Source organism: Pseudomonas sp. BIC9C (assembly GCF_034541995.1).
GTDB classification, from domain to species: domain Bacteria; phylum Pseudomonadota; class Gammaproteobacteria; order Pseudomonadales; family Pseudomonadaceae; genus Aquipseudomonas; species Aquipseudomonas fluorescens_CC.
This window is the reverse complement of record NZ_JAWDGM010000005.1, coordinates 598156-607128: the sequence shown is the minus strand read 5'-3', so window position 1 is coordinate 607128 and position 8973 is coordinate 598156. Positions and strand designations below refer to the sequence as shown.

The following is an 8973-nucleotide window of genomic DNA, read 5'->3' as shown; positions in this document are numbered from 1 at the left end:
TCAAGATTAAATTCCAAAACCCCAATTGCGAAAGCAGTTGGGGTTTTGTTTTTCTGGCTCCTGCAGGAGCGAGCCAGCTCGCGAAAAACTTCAGGACACCCGCTGGCTTCAGTCCACCAGCGTCATTATCAACGACCATCATCGGAACGCCGCCCGGCATGTTGCCGTAGTCCTCAGTCGCCTGTGAAAAGCCCATGCTTGTGTGCGTAGGCATACAGATCCACGCGGTTCGTCAGGCCCAGCTTGCTGTAGATCGATGTCAAATGGTTGCGCAGCGTGTGCTCGCTGATGTGCAGCTTCTCGGCCACCAACTTGCCAAGGGCAGAGGCAACGCCAGGGTCGACGACTGGATGAAGGCTTACTGTCGATGGCAGGGGACTGAACTGGCAGGTGAGCCCTGATGGATGCACATCTTTTTACTAGCTGACTCCGGCCATCCGCGACCAGCTGCCATTCACTGCTTGTAGCCAATCTGCCGCAACAGGTTCTTGCGCCACAGGATGTCTTCATCGCCTTCAATGTCATTGGCACGCAAGCCATCCACGACGCCCAGGATGGCTCGCCCTTGTTCCGTCTCAGCGAGAACCACTTCGGTTGGATTGGCCGTTGCACAAAAAATACGGCATACCTCTGGAACCATTTTGATGGTGTTCAACACGTTCAGCGGATAGAAACCGTCGCCCAGGAAAATGATGAAGCTATGGCCCGCGGCGATGGCTTTTGCATTCTTCTGTGCAAGTTCAATCATTGAGGTATCGGTGCCAGACCATCGCACCAGGCATTTGCCGGAGGCTTCACAAAAGGCCACGCCAAACTGGATACCCGGCACGGCATTGACCAACGCTTCGTGGATGTCTTCGACGGACTTGATGAAGTGCGTCTGACCCAAAATGAAGTTCGTCACTTCCGGCTTATCGATTTTCAACGTGATGAGTTGCATTTCAAACACCTCCTTTCACGATATTGCTATCTGGGGCTGGCAACACATCAAGCATAGCTACTCGGTGGTCATTGCTCTGTTCATGGACTGTTTTTGGCTGCCACCAAGGGCAGCAACCGACCCAATATAGCTGCGTTTCAGCACAAGCAACCGAAATTGGCCGGCAACTGCCTGCTTTCCTGTGAGCCGTGAGGGGGGCGAAAGAAAGTAACGTTCGCAGGGCCCTCACGGCTGACTTTGGTTGTTTCAGAACGGCGTTGAACAAACCTCTCTAATACGGTGGTGTCGGGGGCTCGGCGCCATGGACTGCTCACTCGGAAGCAAGCTCGACGTTCCCCTTTATGTGTTGGGCATCAGCTGCCGTCTGGCGACCCACCTTGAACCAGGCGGCATACAACGCCGGGACGAAGAAAATAGTCAACAGCGTCGCCACAGTGAGGCCGCCCATGATCGCGATCGCCATCGGCCCCCAAAATACGCTACGGGTGAGCGGGACCATGGCGAGCACGGTGGCCAGTGCCGTCAGCATTACCGGACGCGCTCGGTGAATGGCTGCATCCAGCACAGCATTCCACGGGTCACGCCCCTCGGCGATTTCGATTTGTACCTGATCGATCAGGATCACCGCGTTCCGCATGATCATGCCACCCAGAGCGATGATGCCCAGGATCGCGACGAAGCCCAGCGGCGACTGAAACACCAGCAGCGCCGGCACCACACCGATCAGGCCTAGCGGTGCCGTCAGCATCACCATCCACATGCGGGAGAAGTTCTGCAGTTGCAGCATGAGTAACAGCAGGATGGTGATCAACATCAACGGGGCCACCGCGAGCAGCGCCTTGTTGGCCTTGTCACTTTCCTCAACCGCTCCGCCCACATCGATGCGGTAACCGGTTGGCAGCTTGGCTTCGATGTCCTTGAGCAATGGCTGGATTTCCTGCGTCACCGATACTCCCTGCTCTCCATCCTTCACGTCGGCACGCACAGTGATCGCCATGTCGCGGTTGCGGCGCCACAGTACCGGCTCTTCCAGTTCTGAGCGCACCTGTGCGACTTGCGACAGCGGCACCACGGTGCCCTGGCGGGTGTAAAGGTTGATGTTTTTCAGTGTGTCAAGGTTCAAGCGTTCCTCTGGCACGGCACGGGCCACGATGTCGATCAGGTCCTCGCGCTCACGCAGCTGCGACAGGGTTGCGCCGTTCATCACGGTCTGGGTCGCCAGCGACACGTCGGCCGGCGTGAGACCCAGCGCGCTCGCCTTGTCCTGATCAAGCTCCACTTTCAACGTACGCACCGGGTCGTTCCAGTCGAGCTGGAGGTCGCGCACCTTCGGATTGGACGCAACCACCTGCTCCACGTCGCGGGCGATCTTGCGCACCACTTGGGTATCGGGGCCTACGACGCGGAACTGCACCGGATAGCCGACAGGCGGCCCCAACTCGAGCCGGGTCACGCGCACCCACGCCTGCGGGAATTGTTGGTCAGCCGAGGCCACCAGCCGCGCACGAACCCGCTCGCGTGCATCCAGGTCCTTTGTCATCACAACGAACTGGGCAAATCCAGGATTGGGCAGCTCGGGGTTGAGCGAGAGATAGAAACGCGGTGCGCCGGCGCCGGTGTAGGCGGTATAGAAACGCACGTCTTCGTCCTTCGCCAGGATCTCCTCCAAGTGCTTGACCTGCTCGGTCGTCGCGGCGAACGAGGAGCCTTCCTTGACACGCAGGTCAATGACCAGTTCAGGACGCGAACTGTTGGGGAAGAATTGCTGCGGCACCAGCTTGATACAGGCCAGAGCAAGCACCAGAGCGCCAACCGTCGCACCGATGACCACCCAGCGGCGCTCGATGGCGGCGTCGATCAGGCGGCGCAGGCGGCGGTAGAACTTGGTGTCGTGCGGATCAGCGTGCTGGTGCGTGCCCAGGTCGTTGGGCAGCATCTTGACCGCCAGGTATGGTGTGAAGATGCCGGAACAGATCCACGAGAACAGCACCGCGGCGCCGACGATCCAGAAAATGCCACCTGCGTACTCGCCGGTGGTGGACTTCGAGAGGCCGATCGGCAGGAAGCCTACGACGGTGATAAGTGCGCCGGTCAGGCGCGGCATGGCGGTGGACTGATAGGAAAAGGCGGCCGCCTTCACGCGGTCCATGCCGGTTTCCATCTTCGCCACCATCATCTCGATGGCGATGATGGCATCATCCACCAGCAGTCCCAACGCGATAATCAGTGAGCCGAGCGAGATGCGCTCGAGGTTCCAGCCCATCGCCAACATCACCAGCGCCACGCCGCCCAGCACCAGCGGCACTGTGGCCGCGACCACGAGGCCTGCGCGCCAACCCAGACTGGCCAGGCTCACCGCAATCACGATGATCAGCGCCTCGGCCAGCGCACGCCCGAAGTCCAGGATTGCATCCTTCACCGTGGTGGGCTGGTCAGCCACCAGCTCCAGCTCCACGCCGTGCGGCAGTTCCGACTGGATCTTGGCGACTGCCGTGTCCATCGCCTTGCCAAGGTCCACGATGTTGCCGTCGCTGGTCATGGTGATGCCGAGCATCAGCACTGGCTGGCCGTTGTGGCGTACCGTGTAGGTCGGCGGATCCTCGAAACCACGTGTAACGGTCGCGATGTCGCCGAGCTTGATCAGCCGGCCGCCTGCGGAGATGGGCACATTGCGGATAGCCTCTTCGCTGGCGAATTGGCCGCTCACGCGCACCATGACGCGGTCGCCGCGGGTGTCGATCTGGCCTGCGGGCACCATGGCGTTCTGGCTCTTGAGGCTTTCGGCGATGGCCAGCGGTGTAATGCCCAGCGCTGCCAGGCGCTCATGCGAGAACTCGACGTAGACACGCTTGGCCTGCTTGCCAATGAGATCGATCTTCTTGACCATCGGCACCTTCAGCATCTGGCGCTTGATGTCCTCGGCCGCGTCCGACAGGTCGGCATGGCCAACACCGTCGCCCTTGATGGCGTACATCAGGCCATATACGTCGCCGTACTCATCGTTCAGGATCGGGCCGATCACGCCGTCAGGCATTTCGAGGCTCAGGTCGTTGAGTTTCTTGCGCGCCTGGTACCAGGCTTCTCGCTGGTCAGCCTTGGAAGTGCCGCCGCGCACGGTGAGCGTCATGCCTGCGTAGCCTTGCCGCGCGTAGGTGACAACCTTCTCGAAGTTGTCGATCTGCTCGAATTTCTTCTCCATGCGGTTGAGGACCTGGTCCTGCAACTGCTGGGCAGTGGCCCCCGGCCAGATGACCATGGCGGTCATGGAAGGCACGGAAAAGTTCGGATCCTCGAGCTGGCCGAGCCGGGTGAAGCTGAAGGCGCCGGCCGCCGCGACAATGAGGAGCATGAACAGAACGATGGCGCGATGGCGCAGCGCCCAGTCGGTGAGGTTGAAATTGTTCATCGGGTGGCCTGCTGCGTGGTATTCGTGTCAGCGGTCGCCGCACCGGGGAGCGCGACTTTCAGTCCGGACGTCATCTTCTGGACACCGGCGGTGACGATCAATGCGCCAGCCTGCGGCCCGGAGACGAGCACCTGGTCGTTGCGGTAACCCCAAACTGCCACAGGCTCCAGATCGACGATACCTACGGGGTCCTTGCCCGTAGGCGTGACCACCCACAGCGCCGGCTGACCGCCGTTCTGCGTCAATGCCGTGGCTGGCACTGCCGCCACAGAGACACGGGTCATGACTCGCTCGGCCATCACCGTGGCGGTGGCGCCCAGTGGCAGGGCCTGCAACGGCTTGAGCCGCGCGCGATAGGTGCGCGTCTGCGCTGCCGCCTGTGGCGACAGCTCGCGCAGCGTGACATCGAAGATCTCGTTCGGCGCACTGGCCAGCGAGGCCTTGAAGCGCGCGTCCTTGAAGACAGCCAGTTGATCCTCGGGCACGTCGATGACGATCTCGGATTCGCCCGGATTCGCGATCGAGACAACCGGTTGACCCTCCGGCACGACCTGCCCTGCCTCAAAGCGCACAGCCGTGACGACGCCGCTACTCGAGGCGCGCAGCACGGTGTACTTGAGCCGGTTGCGCGCGAGTTCGAGCTTTCGCGCCTCGGCCTCGGCGGTCGCATGCGCGGTTTGGGCATTGGTATGCGCGCGCTCGGCATCGGCCGCACTGACCGAGCCGTCAGCCTTCAAGGCGGACAGGCGCTGGTTGTCCGAGTCGGCCTGGCGTGTCTGCTCGACGGCAACCGACCACTGTTGTCTCGACGTTTCTTCAGCGAGGCGGTAGTCGCTATCATCCAGCACAGCCAGGATGTCGCCTTCACGCACAAACTGGCCTACATCTACCTTGCGTTGGTCTACCTTGCCACCCACGCGGAAGGCCTGGTCGACCTCATGTCGCGACTGTACGGTGCCCACATAGCGACTGATGTCGCGGGCATTGTCGTAGCTGATTGCAACGGTGCGCACCGGTCGTGGTGCCTGCACGGAGGGCTGGTCGGGGCTACACGCGGACAGCATGACGGCGACGGCCAAGGCGCCGGCCGCAGTAAGGGAATTCTTCAAGACGGTTCCTCTTTGGAAAACGACAGATATTCAGGAAAGTGGTGGCCGGTCGGCTTTGGCGGATGCGGTTGGGTTGGCGGGTTGTTCGAACACCTGCCAGCCTCCGCCTAGTGCCTTGTAGAGCTGCACGCTATCGAGCAGCAGGCGAGTGTTGCTTTCGTTGGAACTCAGGCGTGCCGACAGGCGCGCCCGCTGCGAGTCCAGCAGCGGCAACAGGTCGACTTGCCCGCGGTTATACAGCGACTGGGCGCGGTTCTGCGCAGCCTCCGCGGACGCAGCGGCCAATTGCAGCGACCCGGAACGGCGGCGTTCCTGCGCAAGCGTGACGAGGGCGTTTTCCACATCCTCGAGCGCCCGGACGATGCCATCTTCTGCGCGCAGCAGCGCCTCTTGTTGAGCACTTTCAGCCGCTTCGTTGATCGCTTGCGTGCGCCCGGCGTTGAAGAGCGGCATTGCCAGCAGGCCCGCGACATTGGTGAAGCGCGCAACGCCGAGATCGGCACCGTTCACGTTGAGACCCTGGCGTCCGAAGGACGCGCCGAGAAAGAGTTGCGGAAACCACTCGGCTTTCGCTTGCTGGCGACGAGCATTGGCGGCGTCGAGCTGTGCCATCAGCGCCAGTACGTCAGGTCGGCGTTGCAGCAGCTCGGCGGGTTGGCCTGGTTTTGCCTCCGGCACGTCGGTCAAATCACTGATCGAAGGCTGGATGTTCCTGGTGTTGAAAGACTGGTCGGCGACCAGCACCGCGATACGGTGACGCGCCACCGCCACTTGGGTTTCCAGCGGCGGAATCTGCGCCCGCGCCGACAAGGCGTCGGTCTGCGCGCGCTCGACGTCGAAGGCGGATGCCAGCCCCACCTGTTGCCGCGCGGTGACCAGACGCAGCGTCTCATCCTGCATCGCCGAGATAGCGCGTAGCGTTGCGACCTGGCGCTGTGCGCCTACCAGTGTGAAGTAGTTGCTGACGACATCGCTCATCACCAGCAGGCGTACCCCGCGCATGCTGTGCTCCGCGGCTAGCGCATCGGCGTCAGCCGCCGCTGCACCGGCTCGCAGTCGGCCGCTCAGGTCGAGTTCCCATGAGACATCCAGACCCACACTGGCGGTCTTGATATCCGGATACCCCTGTTTTACGGCCGAATTGAAGCCAGTGCTTCTGTCACTGCCGGAAACGGATGTTCCGACGCTCGGGAGCAACCAGGACTGGCTGACCGTTTCTCCGGCACGCGCGGCACGCAAGCGCTCGGCGGCAATCTTGACGTCGCGGTTCTCCCGCGCGGCTCGACGCACCAGATCCGTCAGCAGCGGGTCGTGGTAGACCTCCCACCACGCCGCCTCGGGTTCCATCTCGGAGGCCGTGCTCGCGGCGAAGTGGCTCGGCACGTCGACCGATGGCTTGGCGAGAGGTGTGGAGCAGCCGGAAAGGGCGAGGGAAATCGAAGTGACAAGGGCTGCCACTATGGCGAACCCGGTCGCGTGCTCGGTGCGCTGCAAGGTTGTCCGATCGGTGTGACACGGCAACGGATGGGGGGTGGTAAGTCGCGGCATTAGAGTGGACTCGTGTAGATTCGAGGTTGCGTCAGGGTAGGGGCCCATGTGCGCGAAGTCGTCAGCGAACCGTCGCAGTTCGGTCGCCATGCGCATTTAATGTTGATGCCGTAAGGGTCACTCGCCGTCGCTTTCTACCGCCTGCTCACCCGCTGCTGACGCCAGATCAGAGCCAATCGAGTCCAGCAACTCTTCGGCGGACGAGAACTCGCGCTGGCGTCCGGTGACCAGGTTTTCGAGACGGCCCATCAGGGCCTTCGGTCCGGCATCACTGCGCAGCTTGACGACGTATGTACGGCGGCTCGGATATTTGGATTCAGGGTTAAGACTCATCGCAGACCTGGGGATCAAGAAGATTCGATGCCAGCGTAAGCCGCCCCCGAGACCGAGTCGTAAGCGAAAGGTCAGACTTCGGTCGGTAAACGTCCGCCCTGCAACTGTCGTCACCTGTTGACGGCGCAGCGGCCCTGCCCAGGTACGCGAGATCTCATGCCGTCCGGCCGGAATTTCTGCGGTCACCCCCTGAGGTGCTTGACGAGGGTCTTTTTTCATGTCAAAACTCCTAACATTAGATCTTTAGGTTTATATCTCGTCGGAGGTTCGATGCTTACGCAAAACGTTCAGGATCCAGCCGCAATGAAAGCCATCCCCACTGTGATCAGGGCGGCGGACCTTGCTGCCTACTCGCCGGCGAACCACACCGGCACCTCCAATGTGCGCGTGATCGGCCCCGAGACCGTGGGCGCAACGGCACTCGAAGTGCTGGTCGGCACGATCGTGAAATCCCATGGCGCGAAGCCGCACGCGCATCCGCACCTGGAGCAATGCGCCTACATGATTGAAGGCACTGGCGAGTCGCAAGCCCAGGGTCGCGTCGACGTGATGCACCCGGGAACCTGGGTCTACGGGCCGGCGGGCGTGTTCCATTCGTTTCGCGTGACCAGCGACCAGCCCGGACGGGTGCTGGTCGTCTATACGCCGCCTTATGGCGAGAACCCGGCGCAGACGATCACGGAACCCGACCCTGCGGTTGCTGAGTGCGGCGACGTCCGCGTGCTGACCGTCGACGCCGCCGCCACCGGCAGGGTTCCACTTATCGATCGCGACACCGTCGGCGCGCGGTGGGTCGACATCTCGGCGCTGCGGATGAATGCCGGTAGCGCATTGGCCTGCACAACAGAACCCGAGGCCGAGCAGGTTCTCTACGTCGAAGACGGACAGATCGAGGCGCACGTCGATGGACAGGACTTCAGTCTCGCGGCGGGTGACTTCCTGTTTCTACCTTGCGGGGTTTCCACAGCCCTGCGCTGCCCGCCGGAGCAGCCTGCATCCGGCTTTCTCATCAAAGGACGACTCCCATAAAGGACGACTTCCGTCAACCGCTTTACTCACAACAACAAAAGGAAACAACGCATGAACGCTAAATTTCCCACCCAGCAAAAAACTTCCACCGGCGCGTTGCTGCCGTTGGTCGGCCTCCCGCAGGACACTCTGCTGACCGTCAACATCGAGCAGGTCCCACTGATCAAGAATGTCTTCCCGGGCATCCACATTCAGCCGCTACGCATCGACCCGGAGCGCGGCGAGTGGGTCTTCAAGGCCATCGTGGAGCCCGGTTGTTCCCTGCCGATTCACTACCACACCGGCACGGCGCAGGTGTGGACGATCCAGGGCTGCTGGAAGTACCTCGAGTACCCCGATCAGCCGCAGACCGCGGGCTCCTATCTGTTCGAGCCGGGCGGCTCGGTACACACCTTCTACACCCCCAAGGAAAACACCGAGGACACCATCACCATCGCCTGGATCGAAGGCGCGCAGGTCAGCTTCAACGAGGACGGCACCTTCCACTCGATGAATGACGCAACTTCGATCCAGTACGCGCTCGAGTCCCTTGCGGCGGCGCGTGGTATCGGACCGATGCCCTACATCCGCGGCAACAGCGCCGACATAGCCGGTTCCTGACCGAAAAG

General features: G+C 61.9%; 9 protein-coding genes. 2 read left to right on the top strand and 7 right to left on the bottom strand.

Features of this window, described 5'->3' with window-relative positions:
• The 7 genes from RS887_RS23770 to RS887_RS23740 form a co-directional block, all read right to left on the bottom strand.
• The coding region (locus RS887_RS23770) for a hypothetical protein (protein ID WP_416340003.1) at positions 1-196 on the bottom strand (196 nt) is incomplete at its 3' end.
• Positions 174-308, bottom strand: coding sequence for a response regulator transcription factor (locus RS887_RS23765; protein ID WP_416340002.1), 135 nt, complete (start codon positions 306-308; stop codon positions 174-176). The genes RS887_RS23765 and RS887_RS23770, both read right to left, overlap by 23 nt.
• A gap of 146 nt (positions 309-454) precedes the next feature.
• Positions 455-940, bottom strand: a complete 486-nt coding sequence (locus RS887_RS23760) for an adenosine-specific kinase (RefSeq protein ID WP_322617287.1) — start codon at positions 938-940, stop codon at positions 455-457.
• 310 nt (positions 941-1250) lie between these two features.
• On the bottom strand, positions 1251-4346 hold the full coding sequence (locus tag RS887_RS23755) for an efflux RND transporter permease subunit (protein WP_322617286.1): 3096 nt from the start codon (positions 4344-4346) through the stop codon (positions 1251-1253).
• Positions 4343-5455, bottom strand: a complete 1113-nt coding sequence (locus RS887_RS23750; RefSeq protein ID WP_322617285.1) for an efflux RND transporter periplasmic adaptor subunit — start codon at positions 5453-5455, stop codon at positions 4343-4345. The genes RS887_RS23755 and RS887_RS23750 overlap by 4 nt, the downstream gene beginning before the upstream one ends.
• A 30-nt stretch (positions 5456-5485) precedes the next feature.
• Complete coding sequence (locus RS887_RS23745; protein WP_322617284.1) at positions 5486-7003, bottom strand: TolC family protein; 1518 nt, start codon at positions 7001-7003, stop codon at positions 5486-5488.
• 117 nt (positions 7004-7120) lie between these two features.
• A complete protein-coding gene (locus RS887_RS23740) occupies positions 7121-7336 on the bottom strand; it encodes a hypothetical protein (RefSeq protein ID WP_322617304.1) in 216 nt (71 codons plus the stop codon).
• Between the two features lie 303 nt (positions 7337-7639).
• Here RS887_RS23740 and RS887_RS23735 point away from each other — a divergent pair, with 303 nt between their 5' ends.
• Both RS887_RS23735 and RS887_RS23730 read left to right on the top strand, forming a co-directional pair.
• Positions 7640-8365 carry a cupin domain-containing protein gene (locus RS887_RS23735; protein ID WP_322617283.1) on the top strand — a complete coding sequence of 242 codons (726 nt, stop codon included), beginning with the start codon at positions 7640-7642 and terminating at the stop codon, positions 8363-8365.
• 51 nt (positions 8366-8416) lie between these two features.
• The gene (locus tag RS887_RS23730; RefSeq protein ID WP_322617282.1) at positions 8417-8965 is read left to right on the top strand and encodes a 2,4'-dihydroxyacetophenone dioxygenase family protein; all 549 of its coding nucleotides are present in this window, start codon (positions 8417-8419) and stop codon (positions 8963-8965) included.
• Positions 8966-8973 lie beyond the last annotated feature (8 nt).

What these genes read in the sequence shown, in the direction of transcription:
- RS887_RS23735 (WP_322617283.1), top strand. Translation starts at nt 7,640, where the DNA reads ATGAAAGCCATCCCCACTGTGATCAGGGCGGCGGACCTTGCTGCCTAC.
- RS887_RS23745 (WP_322617284.1), bottom strand. Translation starts at nt 7,003, where the DNA reads ATGCCGCGACTTACCACCCCCCATCCGTTGCCGTGTCACACCGATCGG.
- RS887_RS23740 (WP_322617304.1), bottom strand. Translation starts at nt 7,336, where the DNA reads ATGAGTCTTAACCCTGAATCCAAATATCCGAGCCGCCGTACATACGTC.
- RS887_RS23760 (WP_322617287.1), bottom strand. Translation starts at nt 940, where the DNA reads ATGCAACTCATCACGTTGAAAATCGATAAGCCGGAAGTGACGAACTTC.
- RS887_RS23730 (WP_322617282.1), top strand. Translation starts at nt 8,417, where the DNA reads ATGAACGCTAAATTTCCCACCCAGCAAAAAACTTCCACCGGCGCGTTG.
- RS887_RS23755 (WP_322617286.1), bottom strand. Translation starts at nt 4,346, where the DNA reads ATGAACAATTTCAACCTCACCGACTGGGCGCTGCGCCATCGCGCCATC.